We start from the raw sequence: 21,557 nt of genomic DNA on the forward strand, positions 1-21,557 counted from the left end.
AGTTTATGCTTTGAAAGCTGAACCTATTTCAGCACTTTGATCTAATACTAAAATACCTTTTTCTGTTGGTGCATCTGGTAAAGCTAGCTCTTTAGCCGAACAAATCATCCCACTAGAGGCAATACCACGAAGTTCTGCATCACGAATAACTAAACCAGATGGCATAACAGCACCTACCTTAGCTACAACCACTTTTTGCCCGACTTCTACATTAGGAGCTCCACAAACAATTTGGAGTGTTTCTTCAACAACATCAACTTTGCAGATGTTTAATTTATCTGCATTTGGATGTTGTTCTTTAGATAAAACATATCCCACTACAAATTTAGGTGTAAAGTCCACCTCTAATATAAGGTCCAATTCGCTATTATTAATTAATAATTGCAAAGTCGCAACGATTTCTTTCGTCACTTCAACAGAGCCTTGTTCTTTTAATTCTAAATGATTACTAGCATTAAAGACGTTAAATGCTGCCACTTCACCTGTTTTAGAATCCTTAATAAGTGTAATGTCACCTTTTGATTGTGTTTCTACTTCTTCAAATGTAGTTGTAGTGAGTTGAACCAAAAGTACGTCCCCTACACCTTTCATATTGTAAAAAATATTCATTTATCTTTGTTCTCCTTTTCCAATCGATTTTTCGCCATAATAAATATTGGTTCCAATTCCCCATCTTCGTAAATAAATGATAAGGAAGTAATTGGAACTTTACCTGTTGTAAAGAAATGCATGGTTAATTGTGCCAGTACATCATATCCTGCTTCATTTCGAATATCTCCAATAATTAAAACATCTTGATGGGGAACGGATAACGTCATATCCCCTTCAATTTTAGTTTGCATATCTTTTAAAAATGGTTCATTTAATATACGGGTGGCGTCATATCCATCGTTTGCATTTAGAAAATAAAAAATATTGCCAGCTACATGATCTTCTTTCAATTCTGTTGAAAGTTTTCTTATCTGGAACCTCGCTGCTTCTTTAACTTCTGAATCTGTTACATTCATTTCAATTAACATATTTACATCCAGTAATCGGTACGTATTTCCAAGATCTAATGCATAGAAAATACGTGTTTCAGCAGTATGGTCTGTTACTACTAAATCGTGTCCTTCATTCGATTTTACAGGAAAAGATGTAGAACGAATGACAGGGTAAATATGTGAGGTTGATCGGTCTAAACTTTGTGTTTCTTTTTCCATAGCTTCAAATGTTTGGCTAATTGTATAAACCACTTCGTTAATTGCTTTATCTTTTTTCATTTCATATTTAGATAATATTTCAGGAAGTGATATTTCCATTCCTTTATTTAAAACCTTATGATTTAGTCTTACACGATCTGTTTTTTCGTCATGTTGCCATGTAAATGCAGGATTAGTAAGCTTCTGCTTTAATAGTTCAACTAATTGCTTTGAGTTCAAAATTTCACATCCCTAACAAAAGGAGACGGTTCTCACCTTTTGGGCGGAACCGCTCTTTTTTTTTGCATTCTTTGGTAGCCTTTATTTAAAGTGCTCAAATTATGAGAACATTTATTATGTTTCTTGGTTACTTTTTGTGACAATATCTAAGTTACTCATTCAAGTTGGTATGACTTTTCAAAAAAATATTTATAATTCCAGTAAGAATTGTTCGATTTCTTCTTGAGTTTTTCGATCTTTACTGACAAAGCGTCCTGCTTCAATACCGTTTTTATAAACTAGAAAACTTGGAATTCCGTAAATCTCATGTTCTGCACATATATCAATAAATTGATCGCGATTAACAGACACAAATGTAAAAGATTCAAGTTTCTCTTCAACTTCAGGCATAAAAGGATCGATAAAGTGACAATCCGGACACCAGGCAGCTGTAAATAAAAACACCACGTCTTCTGCAACTTTTAAAGCTTGAAACTCTTCAACTGATTGTAAGTCTCTCAATCTAAACTCTCCCCTCGATTTTAACAGAACGAACAATTTTCATCATTTGTTCAATGTTTTTATAAATATTAGCTTTTTTAGAGATTGTCGTCAATTTCAAGCCACCTATGCTTGCCATAATTTCAAACTGCTCATCACCTGATGGTAAAACAGCTATGAATCCAAAGCGACCATTTTGCTCAAAAGTTTCTAAAGCGTAGATACCATTTTTCTTTTCAGCGTTTAACAGATCATAAAACAAGTGGCTATCTTGTTCTTCATTCGGGTTAATAAATAAAACATATAAATCACTTTTACTATTCAAGATGATATTCGTATCATCCGAATCTTCTTGTATAGAAAAACCACCAGGAACAAATAATTCAACACTTTTTATTTGTTCGTTCGGTTCAACTGGCTCATTTTGAAATAGCTCTTTTGCTACTTTAATTCCTTCACCTGTCTGTTCTTCAGCAGAATCAGAACAAGCAACTAAAGTCATTACTATGAATGGTGCGATAGCAATTCGCAACCAGTTTCGGCTCATGGTTTACCCTCCATTCCATGTAAGTACTGTATCTATTTTAATATGGTTCCCTTATCCTTGCAACTTAAGTCATTTCTTGGATAGGGTTTTCTTTGAAATATTGACCTAGTAAGAGTTTTACAACGTGTTCGAACATCTCTTCCCGCTTCACAAATCCGTTAGTAAATACTCCAACGGCCCCTTCGTAATGACGTATTCCAATTCGCTTTGTGTAACGATCCATTACTGGTCCTAATTCTTCACCGTTTCGGATGGCATGACCCACTTCTTGCGGTAAAGGAATTTGAGCACCCCCCGCTATATACTGTTGTCCTATTTTTGTATAAAGTACTCCCCAGTTGCATATATAAAGTTGTCCATCTAATTCTTTAACTCCGCCTTCAAGCCCGAAAGATACATCAACTTGAGTTTCCATGAAAGCAATGCTCGCTCGATTCTTTGCACCTTGTAAAGTTTCTTCGTCTCCAATGGGTTGTTCAGATACGTTTGAAGGAACATTTAGCGAGATGAATTCCACGTCTTCAAAATATAAATGACATATATTTTGAACAGCATGAATTTTTGCTTGATTTTCAGTTCCGATTGCAACTTTCATAAGAACCTCCTTAAAATAATTTAGGTGGTGGTGCTAAAAACACTGAAATAAAAAAAGCGCCTTTTAAGGCACTTTTTAAACATTTTGACGAATTGTTTCAAGTGTTGTTTTATCAGCTGAGCGAACCAATTTTACAATTAATTCTTTTGCGGCTGCGTAGTCATCTGTATGGATGATAGAGCCGGCTGTGTGAATGTAGCGAGAGCAAATACCGACAACAGCACTTGGAACTCCTTCATTTGTCATGTGGACGCGTCCTGCATCAGTTCCACCTTGAGAAATGAAATATTGGTATGGGATATTATTTGTTTCAGCAGTATCTAATACAAACTCACGCATTCCACGATGTGTAATCATCGAACGATCAAAAATACGGAGTAATGTACCTTCACCTAATTGACCGAATTCTGTTTTTGAACCTGACATATCATTCGCTGGGCTTGCATCTAATGCGAAAAATAAATCTGGATTTATTAAAGTTGCAGCTGTTTGAGCACCTCTTAAGCCTACTTCTTCCATAACATTGGCACCTGAATACAAAGTATTTGGTAATTTTTCATCTTTTAGTTCTTTTAACAGTTCGATTGCTAGGCCACAGCCATAGCGGTTATCCCAAGCTTTTGCTAATATTTTTTTATTATTTGCCATTGGGGTGAATGGACAGATAGGAACAATCTGTTGACCTGGTCGAATACCGATTTTCTTTGCATCGTCTAAATCATCAGCACCTATATCAATAAGCATGTTTTTAATGTCCATTGGTTTGTTTCGAACTTCATCACTCAGTAAATGAGGTGGAATCGATCCAATAACCCCTATTACAGGTCCATTGTCTGTTATGATTTCAACGCGTTGTGCTAGTAAAACTTGGCTCCACCAACCACCTAACGGTTGGAATCGCAGCATGCCGTTTTCAGTGATTTGTGTCACCATAAAACCAACTTCATCCATATGACCCGCTACCATAATTCTAGGTCCTTGATCGTCACCTTTTTTTAATCCGAAAATACCACCTAAATGGTCTTGAACGATTTCATCAGAGTATTTTTCTAGTTCACTTCTCATAAACTTTCTCATGAAATGTTCATTACCAGGAGCTCCAGGAAGTTCAGTTAATGTTTTAAATAATTGAAGTGTTTCTGAGTTCAATTGTATATCCCCCTATTTATGTAAAAGTCTATCCTATTATAGTTGATTTTTCAGAACATTTCCATCTTTTATTTCGATTGTCGAATTGTTTTAGTGAAGAATTTTATCTCTGTTTGTTTATACAACTTATGGTAAACTTAAATAAAATATTGTATTAGGAGGCATTTTAATGAAGACGAAAGATTTGATCATTGGTTTTTCTACCGGCATTGCAGCAGGATTTTTAATTCGTGAAGTTGCACATCGTATCGATCCCACGAAACCAGCAGAACTTGTTTTACACGGCATTAAAGAATCCTTTAAATCGGAAGGATTGATTGATGGTTCTTGGATTTATATGAAAACAGAACCTTTTACCCGTCAAGCCATTTCATCGGATGTTTATCGTGGAGGCATTTCACGAGTACGTGAAGGTGAGATAGAACAATTCGAGTTCTTTGCTGATGCACGAACAGGAACTGTTGTTGATTTAATTAAACTTTAAAATGAAAACGATCCCGATTAATGGGATCGCTTTTTTATTGCTGTTTTTATGATTTATAGACCTATGTTAATGTTTTAGTTATCATTTCTACCTTACTGTTTCAACAGTTAGAATTGTCAATATTATATGATTTTATACATTAAAACAGCAATTATATTCTCGTGCGTTCAAGTTTATTAATAATCTCTTTTCCTGTCTGATCCCATTTAATCAAACGGTAATAAGCATCGTGATAGAAAATAAATGAATAACCATTCGCTAGTGCTTCAGCCATTATTTTCTCTTTTGCGAAAATAGAGGTCATTGGGTAATCATCATATGCCAAGACCCACAGTGGGTTTTGATGAGCATGAGTAGGCATTATATCTGACATATGAATAAGTGTTTCTCCATTTTGTTCTAACCTAATAATACTGTGGCCATCACTATGCCCCCCAGTATGAATCATTCGAATACCTGGTAATACTTCTAGTTCTTCTTCGAATGTTACTACTTGGGTTTGGATACTTTCCCAATTTTCTTTCCAATATGTATTTCTTGATCGAATGTTAGGATTTCTAATTTCATCCCATTCAATTGCAGATACAAAGATTTTCGCGTTAGGAAATGATGATACGAGATCGTCATTTTCCCACTTAGTCAAACCACTTGCATGATCAGAATGCATATGTGTCATAAGAACAAAGTCTATGTCTTCTGTAAGTAACCCTAAATAGGCTAATGAATCATCAAGATGTGATTGTTCTTTTATCCCATTATTTCTTAGCTGTTTTTCATTCATTTTGTTAAAGCCCACACCTGTATCAATTAATAAATTCTTACCTTCAAATTGAATCAAAATTGGGTCTGTACTACATTCAATTTGATTTAATTCATTGACAGGATATTTTTTTGACCATAAAGCTTTTGGTACAACACCAAACATTGCACCACCATCTAATAATGTAAATCCTCCATTTAACCAGCTTAACTTCATGTCGTGAAATGTATATTGATCCATTTTGTACCCTCCTTTATGTAATATTTTTAGTGTAACAAAAAAACACTATTTTAATCTCTTAAAGAATCCATTAAGATTTCAATTTCTCTTCTCTATTTAGTAACAAATTGAGATTCTAGACGATAAATCGGGTGTCCTTTTGCAGAAAATTTTTCTTCATATTCTGTCATGATGTTATCCTTTGGTTGATTTACATGTAAATCTAACGATAGATATTTTAATAACATGCCATATTCAGACATGCTTATTAAAGAAAATTCAAAAAGCTCACGATTATCTGTCTTAAAGTGGACTTCTCCGTTATCAATCAGGAACGACTCGTACAATTTCAAAAAATTCTCGTGTGACAGCCTTCTTCTAGCATGTCGAATTTTTGGCCATGGATCTGAGAAATTCAAATAAACTCTGCTTACATCGTTCTTCTGAAAAAACTTGGCCGAATGTTCGCCGTTAACTTTTAATAATTTTAAGTTTGGCAAGCCAGCTTCAATAGCATTTTCTAGAGCTGACACTATGACACTATCATATAACTCGATTCCCAAATAGTTAATACCAGGATTTGCTCTTGCCATTTCCGTTACAAATTGACCTCTACCAGTTCCAACTTCGATATGTAGTGGGTTATTATTTTGAAATACTTCTCCCCAATTTCCTCTATAATCTTGTGGATTTGGAATGACAATATGTGGGTGTGCAGTGATAAAATCTTCTGCCCAAGGTTTATTACGTAATCTCATTACTTTATTCCTTCTTTCATACATGCTTTTCAATTACAAATTATCATAGAATTTCTGCCTATCGTCAAGTTCATATTAAATTTGTAATTTGCCATTTTTTTGATTGAACTGAAAACTCGTCTGCAACAAGTGGTGTCGTTTTATTCGCATATTCTCCGTCGGTATGACGGTACATGGATTCATTTGTTGTTAGTCTAAACGAGGTGGACGTGATTTGTTGAACTTCTTTGAATGAAGTATGTTTACCATAAAAGACTGATGCAAATAGTAGCATGAGTTTTAGGCGTGATAAATGATGAACTACAGTTATTTCAATCTCTCCATCTGCCGGGTTAGACTGTGGAGAAATTTTCATTCCACCGCCGAAATAAGGCTGATTGCTTATAGTCGAAAACCATACTTCCTTGAATATCTGACAGTTAGTAGGTGTTTCTACTTTTAATGTGAAGTTTTTAAATGTTACCAACGTCTTCATGACAAAGAATGTGTAAGCAAGCTTGCCTAAACTGAACTTATTTAGAACCTTTTTCACAGGTGATTTATTCACTTGATATGCAACATATGCATCAAAACCAATTCCAGCATTATTAACAAAGGTATAGTGTTCACTTCGGGTAATCACATTGCCAATATCCATTTTAAGCGTTTTACCGTCGGATTGTACATATTGATTTACTTCTGTTGCATGTTGAAACGATTGAAAACCTCGTGCAAAGTCATTAGCTGAGCCTGCACAGATGACGCCTATTATGCAATTAGGACAACTAAGAACACCTTCAATTACTTCGTGAACAGTTCCGTCTCCACCAAATGCAATAAGCAATTGGGGTTCACCACTTTGCACACACATTTCCGCTAATTCTGTGGCATGTTTAGGTCTAGTAGTCATATATAATTCGTAAGGGAAATTTAGATCTTTTTTAAACTTCTCCCATCGTTTTAGGGATTTACCATCCCCTGCTGCAGGATTCACAATAAACGTTGTCTTCATTAAGTTGAACCACTTAAGAAAATAGTATGAATTGCTTGATAAGATGGTGTTTCCCTCGGATTAATGGCATATACAGAGAAATCAGTTATAGAGAATGACTGTTTTTCGATGTCCATTTCTTTTAGAAACATCTCGTGCTGTCCACTCCACTTTTTAGCTAACGTAATATGTGGAACAAACGGCTTTTTGTCTACTTGTAAAAAAAGTGACAGGCACTTTTCCAAAACGGCCTTTTGTAATAGTTGTAAGCTTAGTTGTTCTTCTATAGCTGTGTAAACTACTCGAGGAGTCAAAGGATTCCCGAATATAGATACACCATTAAGTGTGATATCAATTGGCGAAAATTTTTGAGAGAGAGAATCTAACTGACTTAGTAATTGTTGTAACAAATCGGATTCAACTGCTCCTAAATAAAGCAAAGTTATATGTAAATCTTCGGGCACTGGAAGTCTTTTGTGTGAACGTTCTAAATGCCATCCTTTTCTTAGATCAACAAGTTGCTGTGCTAAATCTTTAGGTAATTTAATACCGATAAAATAATGTTGCATCCATTCCACCACCTTAATTATACTCAGTTTACAGGATTAAATATTTAAAAAATACCCCTCTACCAAGGTAGAGGAGTCAAATTTAAGCATATACAGCTTGATTAATTTTTGCTTCAAATGCTATTTGTAATTTCTGGGTCCAGTCTCCTGGTAAACCCTTTCCGAGCTTCCGTCCATTAATCATGATGACTGGTATTATTTCTGAAGTTGTCGAAGACATAAAGAATTCTTCATTCAAAAATACAGAGGCAAGAGACATAGGTTCTTCAACTACCGGCAATCCAATTTCTTCACAGCAAGCTAAAATAACACGGCGAGTAATGCCATTTAATATTAAGTTTGTAGCTGGATGTGTGTATAGTACACCGTCTTTTATACCGTACATATTAGTGGAAGACCCTTCTGTAATCGAATCTCCTCTATGTAAAAGAGCTTCGAAACAACCGTCTTCATACGCTTCCTGTTTCGCTAATACACTTCCTAATAAGTTCAAACTCTTTATATCACAGCGCAACCATCGGATATCCTCAACTGTTTTGACTGATACACCATTCGTCATTTCTGAGACAGGACGTTGCAACTCTTTCGTATATGCCGTAAGAACTGCCTCCACGGTGTTCGTTGGGAACTGATGTTGACGAGGCGTTGCTCCACGAGTAATTTGTATATAAACTTGACCAGATGTGACTTCATTCGCTTCAATAAGATCGTAAATCATTTTATGAAAAACGTCTTTTGTATATGGAATGACTATCTTTATTTTATCAGCGCTTTCGTAGAAACGATCGATATGTTCTGTTGCCGTAAACATGCTACCGTTATATACACGAATTACTTCGTAAATACCATCTCCAAATTGATAGCCCCGGTCTTCTTTGGACAATTGAATGTCTGCATCTTTTACTAATCGATCATTCCATAATACCCAAGTCATTGTAAATCCTTCTCTCTATGATTTTTTTGAAGCGAGTTCGCAAATCGCATCCGCGTAAATCGCAACTGCTTTTATTAAATTTTGTATATCAACAAACTCATCAACTTGATGGGCTACATCCTTTTCCCCCGGGAATAACATGCCAAAAGCTACACCTTTTTTAAGTACACGTGCATATGTTCCACCACCAATTGACAGCAGCGTTGCTTTTTCTCCGGTTTGACGCTCATATACCCGAGACAAGCTTTGAATCAGTTCATCTGACTCCTCAATATAATGTGGACTTGAATTGGATATTACATCCACAGAAATAATGTTTTTTCTTAAAGCTGTCTGACACTTGGTTAAATATTTATCAAAATCATATGATACAGAGTATCGAATGCTAACATCAATTGTTCCACCTATTTTCGGGTCAAAAGCAAGAACTCCTGCATTTAATGTTGTCTCACCGGATATTTCGTCTTGATAGTTAAGAGCCAATACATGACCTCTTGAATCATTGAAAAAAGAGGAGGACACAAACTCTACATATGCTTTCGAACCTGATGTAGTAACAATGTCTTTTAAGAATTCAGCTAAATAGATACCTGCATTAACACCATCGTTCGGTTCCATCGCATGTGCAGACTTACCTTTTATGGTCAGAAAAATCTCGTTTTCATTAATTTTTATTGAACCTTGAAGTTTATGTTGTTTCGTAAATTGCTTGAATTCTTTTTCAATTGATGCATGATTTATATGAATAACCGCTGTTGCTAAGTCAGGGACCATATTGGTTCGAGTGCCTGATTGAAATGATTGCAGTTGCTCCACTTGTTCTAGTTTTGTTGTTGTAAAGCGCAAGGTGGCAATACCTTTTTCCGCGTTTATTATCGGAAAATCTGCATCTGGAGCAAAGGCGATATGTGGCATTTCTTCTTTTTCAAAGTAGCGTTTCACACAACGAAAACCGCTCTCTTCATCTGTGCCAATAATTAATCTCACTCGCTTGTTTAAAGGAATTCCCGCTTCTTTGACCATTTTCATGGCCATCCAAGCAGCCATCGTTGGACCTTTGTCATCAATGGTGCCTCTTCCATACAAGCGATTATTTTCAATATGCCCTTCAAAAGGTGGGTACGTCCACCCATTGCCAGCAGGAACAACATCAACATGACCTAAAATACCAAGAAGTTCGTCTCCTTCTCCCATTTCAATATGACCAGCCATGTTATCTACGTTTTTTACGATCATTCCAGCATCCTGACCCTTTTTAAGTATCCACTCTAGTGCTTTAAGTGGTTCAGGACCAAACGGCTGTGAACTTGAGGTATGCTCTTCATCCAAAACACTTGGAATTTGAATAAGTTGCTGAAGCTCTTTTAAAAGCTCAGGTTGTTTCTTTTTCGCTTCGTCCAACCAATTAATCACGTTTAAATTCCTCCTGCCACTTTCATAAAGCTATTTTACACCTTTCAAAAAAAAATCATAGGGGCAAACATCATTTTCTTAATTTTCTAACATATATATAGAGTGAATTTTCGTATTTTTTATGACGCTTTTGTAAATTCTCTGTAAAAATTAGATATTATGCTAGATAAGATGAGTAATTTATTTTATAATTGAATTGTCAGACAACAGTAGTCTGATGAACAATTAGAAAAGGGGCTGTTTACGGCACTCTATTTAATCAACCGAGTCTTCTAATGACTCAATGTCGTCCGCTAGTCTTAGCCAAGAGAACATAAGATGAAGGAGTGTGGTTCAACAAATGAAACCAACTACTGATCGGATGCTTAATCGGATTAAAGATGTGTATATGTTCATCCGAGATCACGGAATTGTAACGACACAAGATTTAGTCGATGAGTTCGGCATCACTCCTCGCACCGTCCAAAGAGATTTGAACGTGTTAGCCTTTAATGACTTGGTCAGCAGTCCGAGTCGTGGCAGTTGGACAACGACGAGCAAACGTGTGAAAATGACATCTTAGATATGGTTCAAACATTTGAACACGCACTGCAATAAAAAAAGAATGACCGAGAAATCTCGGTCATTCTTTTTTTTGTAATGCCTCTAATTCTTCTTCAGTTAAATGGCGATAATCCCCAAGCTCAAGTGTTTCATCTAATCTAAGTGATCCCATGGACATACGTTTTAAATATGTCACTTTCTTCCCAACGGATTCAAACATTCGTTTTACTTGATGGAACTTACCCTCCATAATTGTTAACTCAATTTCAGACACTTCTCCACTTAATAAAATAGTAAGTTCACCTGGTTTGGTAAAATAACCATCTTCCAAAGTTACACCTTCTTTAAACTTCTTCACATCATCTTCCGTTACTTTACCTTCAATCACAGCAAAATATAGCTTCGGTACATGTTTTTTCGGAGATAACAACTGATGTGATAAGTGACCATTATTCGTTAGAATTAACAGCCCTTCCGTGTCTTTGTCTAAACGTCCCACCGGAAAAGGCTTAAAGTGTTGCGCTAATGGATCAAGTAGATCAATGACAGTTTGGTCATATTTATCTTCCGTAGCCGAAATAACTCCAGGTGGTTTATTCATCATTAAGTAAATAAATTCTGTATAAATCACTTTTTCACCAAATACTATAATTTGATCAGCAGTCGAATCGACATGCATAGACACATCTTTCGCAAAAACGCCATTTACCTCGACCGCTTTTGATTTTAATAAGATCTTTACTTCTTTCCTTGAGCCGTAGCCCATATTAGAAAGTAATTTATCTAATCTCATAATAGAGCCACCTTAAAGACCGAATTTTTTCGTGTATTTCGTTAAACGCTCGCCAAACAACTTTTGTGCGATCCCTAAACGAATTCCAATTGCACCATAAACTAATCCGCCGATAGTACCCACTATCAAAATAATAAGCAGGGCTCCGAATTTGGATTCTGCTGGCATAATTTGAAGCAATAACATATGAGCAATTATAACTACAATTAGCATCACTACATTGATCATTGTAATCAGTAAAATTCTTCGAACTAATAGCTTAGAACGATAATTTTGGGTGATAACTAAAACCGCAAAATTCATAAAAATTGCGACACTATAACCAATGATCGTCGCAGCAATAGCTCCATTTGTTTCCCACATGCCAATTAGTGGTGTATTTAACGCTAATTTAATCAATAACCCAATGAGTAAGTTTAGTATAATCCATTTCTGCTGATTGATTCCTTGTAAAATTGCAGCAGTTACTGGGAATAAACTAAACAGAATCGCAACTGGTAAATAATGAGCAAGAATATCTGAACCTATTAAACTTTGTTCATAAAATAAGTGATATAATTCGCCTGCTAAAACCGTCATTCCAATTACTACAGGAAGTGTTAAAAAGCAAAGCATTTGGAAGGTTTTATCCAAAGTGTTAGACAATTGTTTATGTTCATTAAGTGTAAAGTATTTAGTAACCAATGGAATTAAAGCCATTGAAAACCCCGTAGCAAGCATAACAGGAATCATCACCAATTTATGAGATTGCATATTCAATATACTTAGATAAACACTTGATTTAGCTGCTTGTTCCGAGTCAATCATTGCTCGATTAAATGTCAGTAAATCAACAAATTGAAACAATGGATTGGCTACACCTAAAAAGACAACTGGGACTGCATAAACAAGAATCTCTTTATACATATCAGTCAATTTAACATCGTGTGAAGTGGTAGACCCCTGTAGTAATAGATTATATTCTGGTTTCTTTTTACGCCAGTAATAATAAAGGACAACAAGCCCACCAAGTGCACCAATAAAAGCAGATAATACAGCTACTTGAATCGCTAATTTAAGTGTCCCATTAAAGATGGTTAATACTAGGTAAGCCCCAGCTAATAGAAATAAAATACGCACGATTTGTTCAATCAATTGAGAGACAGCCGTAGGCATCATAAAACTATACCCTTGGAAAAACCCTCTTATTAAACTCATGAAAGGTACAACAATTAGAGCAAAGCTCACCCATCGAATGACATCTGCCACATCAGCAACCGTAAATATTTTCTCCTTCTCACTAATGAATATCTTTGCCAATGGTTCAGCAAAGAAATATAAGAATAGAAATGAAATAAATCCAGTGACTATCATTGCGAAAAGTCCAGACTTCAAAAGTCGTCTACCAGTCTGATAGTCTCCTAAAGAATTATATTTAGAAACATATTTCGAGAAAGCCAAAGGAGCTCCTGAAATGGCAACGGCTAACATCAAGTTGTACGGAATATATGCGTATTGATATAGACCAATATAATCTTCTCCGACCATCGAATAGAATGGGATGATATAAATAACCCCTAATATTTTTGACAGAAATAATCCAAGTGTTAGAATAGCAGTTCCTTTTAAAAAATTATTTGACATGTTTAACTTCCTGACTTAAATATTTTAACCTACAAGATATTCTACCCCTAGGACATCAAAACCACAAATAGTTTATAATAGAGAAAAAAGAGAAAGTGTGTTTAGACATATGTATGATGTGATAATTGTCGGAGGCGGTCCCTCCGGTTTAATGGCAGCCATTGCTGCAGGTGAAATTGGAAAGAAAGTGTTACTTCTTGAAAAAGGGAAAAAACTCGGGAAAAAATTAGCCATTTCCGGTGGTGGACGATGCAATGTAACAAATCGGTTAACTCAAGAAGAAATCGTTAAACATATTCCCGGAAATGGTCGATTTTTATATAGTCCCTTCTCCGTTTTTAACAACGAAGATATTATTACCTTCTTTGAAGGTCTTGGTGTCGAATTAAAAGAAGAAGACCATGGTCGTATGTTCCCTGTTTCAAATCGTGCACAAGACGTAGTAGATACGTTAGTTCGACAATTGGAAAAGCTACACGTAGATGTTCTCTTCGAAAGACCAGTTGCAAAGCTCCTAATGAATGATGAGCAAATTCAAGGAGTGCGCTTAAAAAATGGTGAAGAATTACTGAGTAAGTCAGTTGTTCTAGCGGTTGGTGGGAAAGCTGTTCCACAAACCGGCTCTACTGGCGACGGGTATCCTTGGGCGGAACGCGCAGGACATACAGTCACTAAATTGTATCCGACTGAAGTTCCTTTGTTGTCAGATGAACAGTTTATACGTTCAAAGGAACTTCAAGGTTTGGCGCTTCGTGATGTAGCCGTATCTGTTTTAAATAAAAAAGGAAAAGTACTAATTACACATCAAATGGACATGTTATTTACCCATTTTGGTTTAAGTGGTCCTGCCATTTTACGTTGCAGTCAGTATGTAGTGAAAGAACGAATGAAAAATGGAGAATTACCTGTTGATATGGTGATTAACGCCTTGCCAAATGAAAATGCAGAATCTGCTTTTCAACTATTATTTAAGTTAATGAAAGAAGATGCGAAAAAATCACTTAAAAATGTTTGGAAAGGGATCGCACCAGAACGTTGGTTATTATTTTTACTTAATCGTGCTGGGATAGAACCAAATGAAATTGGCGCTAATCTGTCAAACGAAAGAGTTCGTGATTTGGCAGTCTTATTGACATCATTTACGATGAAAGTAAATGGAACACAACCGATTGAAAAAGCATTTGTCACCGGTGGCGGAGTGTCTATTAAAGAAATTGAACCAAAAACAATGGCTTCTAAGAAAAAACCAGGCTTGTATTTCTGTGGAGAAATCTTAGATATTCACGGCTATACTGGTGGATACAATATTACATCCGCACTCGTAACAGGGAAAATTGCAGGCATGAGTGCTGCTCTATATGCAAAAAACATTCCTTTTGAACCAGTTGAGTATTGAAATAAGATGACTGCATATCTTTAATTTTCCATACAGTTTCGACTTGAGTATCCGGGTCGCTTTGGATCCCAACCTGCTGCATCATAGCCACTAGAATAAAAGACGCCTAATAAAGTGATGTTGTCACTTTATTAGGCGTCTTTCGTATAGGGAATCTTGTGGCGTATTCGCGTCCGTCTTAATCGAATGTGAGAGGTCAATTTTGATAGTCATGTCTCTTTTCTCTTAGTTACCTGAATTCAAATAAGCGAGAGATGGCATTGGCCACCTCTCGCTTATTTAGATCTTTTGGTCGGATGTTACCCAGCAAAATAAAAGGCAATAGCAAATGAAATCAATGAAATGACAAAGACACTAATTGCCATTCGTTTATTGGGTCTTGATATTTCTGGGTGACGTAAAATCGTGAAAAGTTTCCATGAAAATGCGAGTATTACAAGTAAAATCACAAAAAGTATTGGTTCCATTAGCCGACCACGATATTAACTAACTTACCTGGGATTGCAATTAGTTTTTTAATGTCTTTACCATCAAGAATTTCAATTACTTGTGCATCTTCCAACACTACTTTTTCCAACTCTGCTTTCGTAAGATCTTTACTCACTACAATTTTGGTACGAATTTTCCCGTTAAATTGAATGACCATTTCAATTTCATTTTCAATTAATTTAGATTCATCAAATGTAGGCCATGTTTCATAAGAAATTGTTTCAGTTGCTCCAAGCTTTTCCCATAGCTCTTCAGCTATATGCGGTACAAGTGGCGCTAATAATTGAACAAATCCTTTTGCATATTCAATCGGAATTTGAGGCGTTTTATATGCTTCATTAATAAATACCATCATTTGTGAAATTGCTGTATTGAATCGAATACCTTCATAGTCTTCAGTCACTTTTTTAACAGTTTGATGATACCCTTTTTCAAGTTTCCCATCATTTGCTTTGACAATTTTACTACTAACTGAACCGTCTTCATTGATAAACAAACGCCAAATGCGGTCTAAGAATCGACGAGCACCGTCAAGTCCATTTTCTGACCAAGCAATGGATGCATCAAGTGGACCCATAAACATTTCATATAAACGAAGAGTATCAGCCCCATGGCTTTCCACGATGTCGTCAGGATTTACTACGTTTCCTTTAGATTTAGACATCTTTTCGTTATTTTCTCCCAAAATCATGCCTTGGTTGAATAGTTTTTGGAATGGTTCTTTGGTCGGAACAACCCCAATGTCATACAGCACCTTGTGCCAGAATCGAGCGTACAACAAATGAAGTACTGCATGTTCTGCTCCACCAATATAAATATCCACTGGTAACCAACGCTTTATTAATTCAGGATCCGCGATTGCTTTATCGTTGGTTGGATCTAGATAGCGAAGATAATACCAACAGCTCCCTGCCCAGTTTGGCATCGTATTGGTCTCACGACGACCTTTCATACCTGTTTTCGGATCTACTACATTGACCCAATCTTCAATTTTGGCAAGTGGTGATTCGCCTGTTCCACTTGGTTTTATATCTGTTGCTTTCGGCAAAATTAGTGGAAGGTCAGCTTCATCAATTGCTTTAGTTGTGCCATCTTCCCAGTGGATAACCGGAATCGGTTCTCCCCAGTAACGTTGACGGCTAAATAACCAGTCGCGCAGACGATACGTCACTTTCTTTTCGCCCGTACCGTTTTCTTCAAACCAAGCAATGGATTTTTCAATTGCTTGTATTTTATCCAGTCCATTTAGGAAATCAGAGTTTATGTGTTTGCCTTCTCCAACATAAGCTTCTTTTGTAATATCTCCGCCTGCCACAACTTCAACAATTGGAAGGTCGAATTGCTTCGCAAATTCATAGTCACGATCATCATGAGCTGGAACAGCCATGATTGCTCCAGTACCATAAGTAGCTAAGACATAATCAGCAATCCAAATTGGCATTTTCTCTCCATTTACTGGATTTAAAGCGTATGCACCCGTAAATACACCCGTTTTTGATTTTGCTAAATCAGTCCGTTCCAAATCACTTTTCAACTTTACAGAATCTATATAGCTTACTACTGCTTCACGTTTATCTTCAGTTGTAATGTCTTTTACTAAAGGATGTTCCGGTGCCAGCACAGCATAGGTAGCACCAAAAATTGTATCTGGTCGTGTTGTAAATCCTCTGAACGCATGGTCAGAACCTTCCACTTTAAATGTCAGTTCGGCACCTTCTGAGCGACCCACCCAGTTACGCTGCATGTCTTTAATACTTTCTGGCCAATCCAAATCATCAAGATCTTCAATTAAGCGATCCGCATACGCTGTGATTTTTAACATCCATTGCTTCATTGGACGTCTTTCAACAGGATGTCCGCCACGTTCTGACTTGCCATCAATGACTTCTTCATTTGCAAGAACTGTTCCAAGAGCAGGACACCAGTTCACAGCCACTTCATCAATGTAAGCTAAGCCATTTTTATGAAGTTGCAAGAATATCCATTGTGTCCATTTGTAATAAGACGGATCAGTTGTATTAACTTCTCGTTCCCAATCATATGAAAATCCAAGTTCTTGAATTTGACGTTTGAATGTAGCGATGTTTTTCGCTGTAAATTCAGCAGGGTCGTTACCCGTATCCAGCGCATATTGTTCTGCAGGTAAGCCGAATGCATCCCAGCCCATCGGATGTAGTACATTATAGCCTTGCATACGCTTAAAACGACTTAAAATATCAGTAGCAGTATAGCCTTCTGGATGTCCCACATGCAACCCTGCTCCTGATGGGAATGGGAACATATCAAGTGCATAAAACTTCGGTTTTGATGGATCTTCACCCGTTTTAAATGTGTTATTTTGTGCCCAATGCTTTTGCCATTTCTTTTCAATGTGTAAATGATTAAAATTCATACTTTTTTCCTCCCATTGATGAGAAAAACACATATTTATACCATGATAGTAAAATATAATGTTTTTTCTTCTGCTGATTTTCGAAAAAATAAAAAAACCCTCGTCCATTAGTCAAAAGACTAAGGGACGAGAGTTATACATATACTCCCGCGGTACCACCCAAATTAGCAAAGAATTGCTCAACTTGTTTCCTTAACGCGGAAAACGGCATCGGTTACTACTAATTCACCACTGCAGACTCCAAGGCGAGTTCGATAAGTTGTGTTACCGACTTACACCACCCGCCGGTTCTCTAGTAAACACAAGATTATGTACTAATCCTCTTCACAGCCTAACACTATTGTTTTTTATTGTAATCGAAGTTTTCAGAAAGCACAAGCGCTATTGAACGGTATACCCACCATCTAGAACTACTGCCTGCCCTGTCATCCCTTTTGCGCCTTCACTTGATAAGAACATCGCTAAATCAGCAATTTCTTTCACATCAAGCAAACGCTTTTGAGGAACGAGTGGATAGATCACTTCTTCGAGCACAGATTCTAGTGGAACTTTTCGAGTTGTCGCAAGATCTTGTAGTTGATTACGTACAAGTGGCGTGTCTACATACCCTGGGCAAATAGCATTAACTGTAATACCTGCAGTAGCTGTTTCAAGTGCAGAAACTTTCGTTAAACCGATGACTCCGTGTTTTGCAGAGTTATAAGCTGCTTTTCCAGCAAATCCTACTAATCCATTAATGGATGCCATATTGATAATTCGTCCAAATCCTTGTTTTCTCATCTGTGGTAATACATTTTTCGTGGCTATAAATGGAGCAGTTAACATAATTTTTATTAGTAATTCAAAACGTTCTGTTGGAAAATCTTCTAACATGGCTACATGTTGCATACCCGCATTGTTAATCAAAATATCGAGTCTTCCAAAATGAGCAATCGTTTCTTCAATTGATTTCACAATATCAGATTCTATAGTTACGTCGCATTTTAAACCAATTGCATTGAATCCAAGTGAATCTGCTGCTTCTTTTACTTTTTCTTCATTCAAATCAGTCAGCACCACTTTCGCACCTGCTTGAGCAAACTCTTGTGCGATTTCAAAACCAATTCCTTGTGCTGCACCTGTAATGAATAAAACTTTGTCTTTTACCATCATATGTCCCTCCAAAAAATTCAGCCGCATATATGCGGCTGAATTAATATCCTTAAATTCCAAAACCGAATGAGAATAAAATAATCGCTATAATAACTCCGATTACTGGTGTCACAACAGTTGTTGCTGCTACAGCCCAATATGCTTGACTGTATTTTTCACCAGCTATGGAGTGGATGGTCGTAACAACATAACCATTGTGTGGAAGTGAATCAAGTGCACCAGATGAAATCGCCACAACGCGGTGTAACGCTTCTGGGTTAACGCCTGCATCAAGATAGCCTGGAGCTAATAAAGGTAAGGCAATAGCTTGCCCACCAGAAGCAGATCCGGTCATTCCTGCAATTACTGAAACCGCTATGGCTGCTCCGATTAGTGGAGAACCAGGAATGTTTGTCATGGCTTCAACTGCAACACCAAATGCTGGAACTGATTTTGCAACTCCACCAAAACCAACTACTGCAGCCGTGTTACCGATAGCTATAATTGCTCCTACTGTACCTGCAGAAACCGCTTCCCAAGGAGCTTTGAAATATTTCCAACTAACGATAAAGGTTGCAATTATACCACCTAGTAACGCCACTATTAAAGCTGATTGTTTTAATGAGTCATGGAAAATAAATGAAATTATAAGAACTACTAACAAAGGAATCATCGCTAAGAAAGGATTTGGCAATGGACGTGATACATCAAATGTAGGATCTGTTTTACGATCGACAAAACGTTCACCTTTATTTACTGCTTTTGAAATAATTTTCTTCAACCACCAAAAACCAAAGACTGCCATAAATATTGCAATAATTATACTAACTTCCCAGCCTGCATAAGGTGTAGTCCCTAAAAATGGAATTGGAATCCAGTTTTGAATTTCAGGAGAACCTGCAGAAGTCATTGTGAAGGTAACGGAACCAAGGGCTAATGTCGCTGGTATAAAACGACGTGGTAAGTCCGCTTGTTTGAATAAAGAGATTGCCATTGGATAAACAGAGAATGCCACGACGAACAAACTTACCCCACCATAAGTTAACACTGCACATGCAAGTACAATTGCAAGTACTGCAAACTTCATTCCCAATTTGCCAACAAACCATTTTGCCACTGAGTCAGCAGCTCCGCTGTCTTCCATTACTTTTCCAAAAACAGCACCAAGTAAGAACATTAAATACCATGCTAAAATGAAAGAAGTAAAACCAGTCATATAACTTGTCACAAAGTTTGGTGCCCCTTCTTCAACTAATTGAGGAAATAACGGCAACCCACTCATGACTGCAACGAATAAAGCGGATATTGGACCGCCAATTAGAATGTTAACACCTTTCAATGTTAATACAATTAGTAAAACTAGACCCAATATCAGACCAATCATACCTAACACAATACTAGTATCCATGAACAAATTTCCCCCGAAATTTTATTAAGACGATTTACAACTGAATATTTTCTTTTACATTAGTTACATCTAGAGAAGCTTCTGTAGAATCAATGACGTCTTGAACAGAGAATCCTTCGAAAACTTCTTTTAAAACTAAACCACTTGAAGTTACTTCAATTAATCCACGTTCCGTAATAATTTTGTTTACAACGCCTTTACCGGTTAACGGTAAGTCACATTGTTTTTTAATTTTGGCAGAACCATCTTTGGAAACATGATCCATAATGACAATGATTTTCTTGGCACCATGTACTAAGTCCATTGCGCCGCCCATACCTTTAATCATTTTCCCTGGAATCATCCAGTTAGCAAGATCCCCAGTCTCTGAAACTTCCATACCACCTAGAATGGCAACATCAACGTGGCCACCGCGAATCATTGCAAATGATTCAGCACTTGTGAAAAATGCAGAACCGGGAATGGTAGTCACCGTTTCTTTACCTGCATTAATTAAATCTGGATCCACTTCATTTTCTGTAGGATATGGTCCTATACCTAGCAATCCATTTTCTGATTGAAGAACAACCGTTTTATTAGGAGAAATATAGTTAGCAATTAATGTAGGCATCCCTATTCCTAAATTCACATAATCCCCGTCTTCAATTTCTTGTTCAGCTCGAATAGCAATTCGTTCTCTAGAATTCACTTTTCCCATGTTGTTTGTCTCCTCCTGTCCTATGAACGAGTCGTTAAACGTTCAATCCGTTTTTCTTGTGATGCTTGTAGTAGTCCTTGCACATAAATGCTTGGTGTATGAATGGAGTGAGGATCCAAGTCGCCCGTTTCCACAATTTCTTCTACTTCTGCAATTGTGAATTTCCCTGCAGCTGCCATCATCGGATTAAAGTTCTGAGCTGTTTTGTTATAGACAAGATTACCAAACTTATCAGCTTTCGCTGCACGTACAAGAGCAAAATCAGCACGTAACGCTTCTTCAAGTACATATTCTTTGCCATCATACTCACGAATTTCTTTTCCTTCAGCTATTATTGTTCCAACGCCTGCCGGTGTAAAGAATGCGGGAATACCAGCACCACCTGCACGAATTTTTTCTGCTAAAGTACCTTGTGGCGTCAACTCCACTTCAATCTCACCAGATAATACTTGACGTTCAAATTCTTTATTTTCACCAACATATGAACCAATCATTTTTTTGATTTGTCTATTTTTCAATAAAAGACCGAGACCCCAGTCATCTACACCACAGTTATTTGAAATGATTGTTAAATCTTTTACTCCTTTATCGACAAGTGCAATAATCATTTTTTCTGGTATTCCTACTAAGCCGAAACCACCTACCATTAAAGTCATGCCATCTTGAATTTGTTGTACAGCCTCTTCTGCAGAAGAATAAATTGGCTTCATCAGGTTTCCTCCTTACAAGAATTAGTTGAATTTTTGTGAAAAAGCGCTTTCATTAGTTATTAAAACAGATGCGGAA

General features: G+C 36.8%; 23 protein-coding genes and 1 other annotated feature. Of the genes, 3 read left to right on the top strand and 20 right to left on the bottom strand.

From position 1 onward, the window contains the following. Positions 1 to 3 precede the first annotated feature (3 nt). The 6 genes from ytpR to C406_RS0107350 all read right to left on the bottom strand — a co-directional run bounded on the left by ytpR (position 4) and on the right by C406_RS0107350 (position 4,192). Complete coding sequence (gene ytpR / locus C406_RS0107325; protein WP_017379958.1) at positions 4 to 609, bottom strand: YtpR family tRNA-binding protein; 606 nt, start codon at positions 607 to 609, stop codon at positions 4 to 6. Continuing rightward, a complete protein-coding gene (locus tag C406_RS0107330; protein ID WP_017379959.1) occupies positions 606 to 1,421 on the bottom strand; it encodes a DUF1444 family protein in 816 nt (271 codons plus the stop codon). Before C406_RS0107330 ends, ytpR begins: the two co-directional genes overlap by 4 nt. A gap of 189 nt (positions 1,422 to 1,610) precedes the next feature. Beyond that, positions 1,611 to 1,922 carry a thioredoxin family protein gene (locus C406_RS0107335; protein WP_017379960.1) on the bottom strand — a complete coding sequence of 104 codons (312 nt, stop codon included), beginning with the start codon at positions 1,920 to 1,922 and terminating at the stop codon, positions 1,611 to 1,613. A gap of 1 nt (position 1,923) precedes the next feature. After that, complete coding sequence (locus C406_RS0107340) at positions 1,924 to 2,448, bottom strand: hypothetical protein (RefSeq protein WP_017379961.1); 525 nt, start codon at positions 2,446 to 2,448, stop codon at positions 1,924 to 1,926. 64 nt (positions 2,449 to 2,512) lie between these two features. Beyond that, the gene (locus C406_RS0107345) at positions 2,513 to 3,043 is read right to left on the bottom strand and encodes a DUF84 family protein (protein WP_017379962.1); all 531 of its coding nucleotides are present in this window, start codon (positions 3,041 to 3,043) and stop codon (positions 2,513 to 2,515) included. Positions 3,044 to 3,118: 75 nt separating this feature from the next. Further along, the gene (locus tag C406_RS0107350; RefSeq protein WP_017379963.1) at positions 3,119 to 4,192 is read right to left on the bottom strand and encodes a M42 family metallopeptidase; all 1,074 of its coding nucleotides are present in this window, start codon (positions 4,190 to 4,192) and stop codon (positions 3,119 to 3,121) included. 169 nt (positions 4,193 to 4,361) lie between these two features. Here C406_RS0107350 and C406_RS0107355 point away from each other — a divergent pair, with 169 nt between their 5' ends. After that, entirely contained in the window at positions 4,362 to 4,676 is a 315-nt protein-coding gene (locus C406_RS0107355; RefSeq protein ID WP_017379964.1) for a hypothetical protein, read from the top strand. A gap of 151 nt (positions 4,677 to 4,827) precedes the next feature. On the opposite strand, the gene C406_RS0107360 is transcribed toward C406_RS0107355, so the two are convergent. From C406_RS0107360 to pepV, 6 genes are all read right to left on the bottom strand, one after another. Beyond that, the gene (locus C406_RS0107360; RefSeq protein WP_017379965.1) at positions 4,828 to 5,676 is read right to left on the bottom strand and encodes a YtnP family quorum-quenching lactonase; all 849 of its coding nucleotides are present in this window, start codon (positions 5,674 to 5,676) and stop codon (positions 4,828 to 4,830) included. 92 nt (positions 5,677 to 5,768) lie between these two features. Further along, on the bottom strand, positions 5,769 to 6,413 hold the full coding sequence (gene trmB / locus C406_RS0107365; RefSeq protein WP_017379966.1) for a tRNA (guanosine(46)-N7)-methyltransferase TrmB: 645 nt from the start codon (positions 6,411 to 6,413) through the stop codon (positions 5,769 to 5,771). Positions 6,414 to 6,483: 70 nt separating this feature from the next. Next, the gene (locus C406_RS0107370; protein WP_017379967.1) at positions 6,484 to 7,404 is read right to left on the bottom strand and encodes a diacylglycerol/lipid kinase family protein; all 921 of its coding nucleotides are present in this window, start codon (positions 7,402 to 7,404) and stop codon (positions 6,484 to 6,486) included. Beyond that, on the bottom strand, positions 7,404 to 7,952 hold the full coding sequence (gene thpR / locus C406_RS0107375) for an RNA 2',3'-cyclic phosphodiesterase (RefSeq protein WP_017379968.1): 549 nt from the start codon (positions 7,950 to 7,952) through the stop codon (positions 7,404 to 7,406). The genes C406_RS0107370 and thpR overlap by 1 nt, the downstream gene beginning before the upstream one ends. 82 nt (positions 7,953 to 8,034) lie before the next feature. After that, entirely contained in the window at positions 8,035 to 8,886 is an 852-nt protein-coding gene (dat, locus tag C406_RS0107380) for a D-amino-acid transaminase (RefSeq protein WP_017379969.1), read from the bottom strand. Between the two features lie 15 nt (positions 8,887 to 8,901). Further along, positions 8,902 to 10,299, bottom strand: coding sequence for a dipeptidase PepV (gene pepV, locus C406_RS0107385; RefSeq protein ID WP_017379970.1), 1,398 nt, complete (start codon positions 10,297 to 10,299; stop codon positions 8,902 to 8,904). A gap of 340 nt (positions 10,300 to 10,639) precedes the next feature. Here pepV and C406_RS0107390 point away from each other — a divergent pair, with 340 nt between their 5' ends. Beyond that, a complete protein-coding gene (locus C406_RS0107390) occupies positions 10,640 to 10,861 on the top strand; it encodes a DeoR family transcriptional regulator (RefSeq protein ID WP_017379971.1) in 222 nt (73 codons plus the stop codon). A 60-nt stretch (positions 10,862 to 10,921) separates the two neighbouring features. Here C406_RS0107390 and C406_RS0107395 read toward each other — a convergent pair whose 3' ends face one another. Together C406_RS0107395 and C406_RS0107400 are read right to left on the bottom strand one after the other, a co-directional pair. Beyond that, on the bottom strand, positions 10,922 to 11,635 hold the full coding sequence (locus tag C406_RS0107395; protein ID WP_017379972.1) for a pseudouridine synthase: 714 nt from the start codon (positions 11,633 to 11,635) through the stop codon (positions 10,922 to 10,924). Positions 11,636 to 11,647: 12 nt separating this feature from the next. Continuing rightward, complete coding sequence (locus C406_RS0107400; RefSeq protein WP_017379973.1) at positions 11,648 to 13,258, bottom strand: putative polysaccharide biosynthesis protein; 1,611 nt, start codon at positions 13,256 to 13,258, stop codon at positions 11,648 to 11,650. Between the two features lie 109 nt (positions 13,259 to 13,367). Here C406_RS0107400 and C406_RS19400 point away from each other — a divergent pair, with 109 nt between their 5' ends. Continuing rightward, the gene (locus C406_RS19400) at positions 13,368 to 14,654 is read left to right on the top strand and encodes an NAD(P)/FAD-dependent oxidoreductase (RefSeq protein ID WP_017379974.1); all 1,287 of its coding nucleotides are present in this window, start codon (positions 13,368 to 13,370) and stop codon (positions 14,652 to 14,654) included. A 299-nt stretch (positions 14,655 to 14,953) separates the two neighbouring features. On the opposite strand, the gene C406_RS20690 is transcribed toward C406_RS19400, so the two are convergent. The 6 genes from C406_RS20690 to C406_RS0107435 form a co-directional block, all read right to left on the bottom strand. After that, on the bottom strand, positions 14,954 to 15,121 hold the full coding sequence (locus C406_RS20690; protein ID WP_017379975.1) for a hypothetical protein: 168 nt from the start codon (positions 15,119 to 15,121) through the stop codon (positions 14,954 to 14,956). Then, positions 15,121 to 17,535 carry a leucine--tRNA ligase gene (leuS, locus tag C406_RS0107415; protein WP_017379976.1) on the bottom strand — a complete coding sequence of 805 codons (2,415 nt, stop codon included), beginning with the start codon at positions 17,533 to 17,535 and terminating at the stop codon, positions 15,121 to 15,123. Before leuS ends, C406_RS20690 begins: the two co-directional genes overlap by 1 nt. Positions 17,536 to 17,654: 119 nt before the next feature. After that, positions 17,655 to 17,872 (bottom strand) — a binding site (T-box leader). Between the two features lie 44 nt (positions 17,873 to 17,916). After that, entirely contained in the window at positions 17,917 to 18,684 is a 768-nt protein-coding gene (locus C406_RS0107420) for a 3-hydroxybutyrate dehydrogenase (RefSeq protein WP_017379977.1), read from the bottom strand. A 52-nt stretch (positions 18,685 to 18,736) separates the two neighbouring features. Beyond that, complete coding sequence (locus C406_RS0107425; RefSeq protein WP_026045636.1) at positions 18,737 to 20,059, bottom strand: GntT/GntP/DsdX family permease; 1,323 nt, start codon at positions 20,057 to 20,059, stop codon at positions 18,737 to 18,739. A 49-nt stretch (positions 20,060 to 20,108) separates the two neighbouring features. Beyond that, positions 20,109 to 20,771, bottom strand: coding sequence for a 3-oxoacid CoA-transferase subunit B (locus tag C406_RS0107430; RefSeq protein WP_017379979.1), 663 nt, complete (start codon positions 20,769 to 20,771; stop codon positions 20,109 to 20,111). Between the two features lie 20 nt (positions 20,772 to 20,791). Then, positions 20,792 to 21,481, bottom strand: a complete 690-nt coding sequence (locus C406_RS0107435) for a CoA transferase subunit A (RefSeq protein WP_017379980.1) — start codon at positions 21,479 to 21,481, stop codon at positions 20,792 to 20,794. Positions 21,482 to 21,557 lie beyond the last annotated feature (76 nt).

Origin of the sequence: Paenisporosarcina sp. TG-14, assembly GCF_000297555.1 — a bacterium.
GTDB lineage: Bacteria > Bacillota > Bacilli > Bacillales_A > Planococcaceae > Paenisporosarcina > Paenisporosarcina antarctica.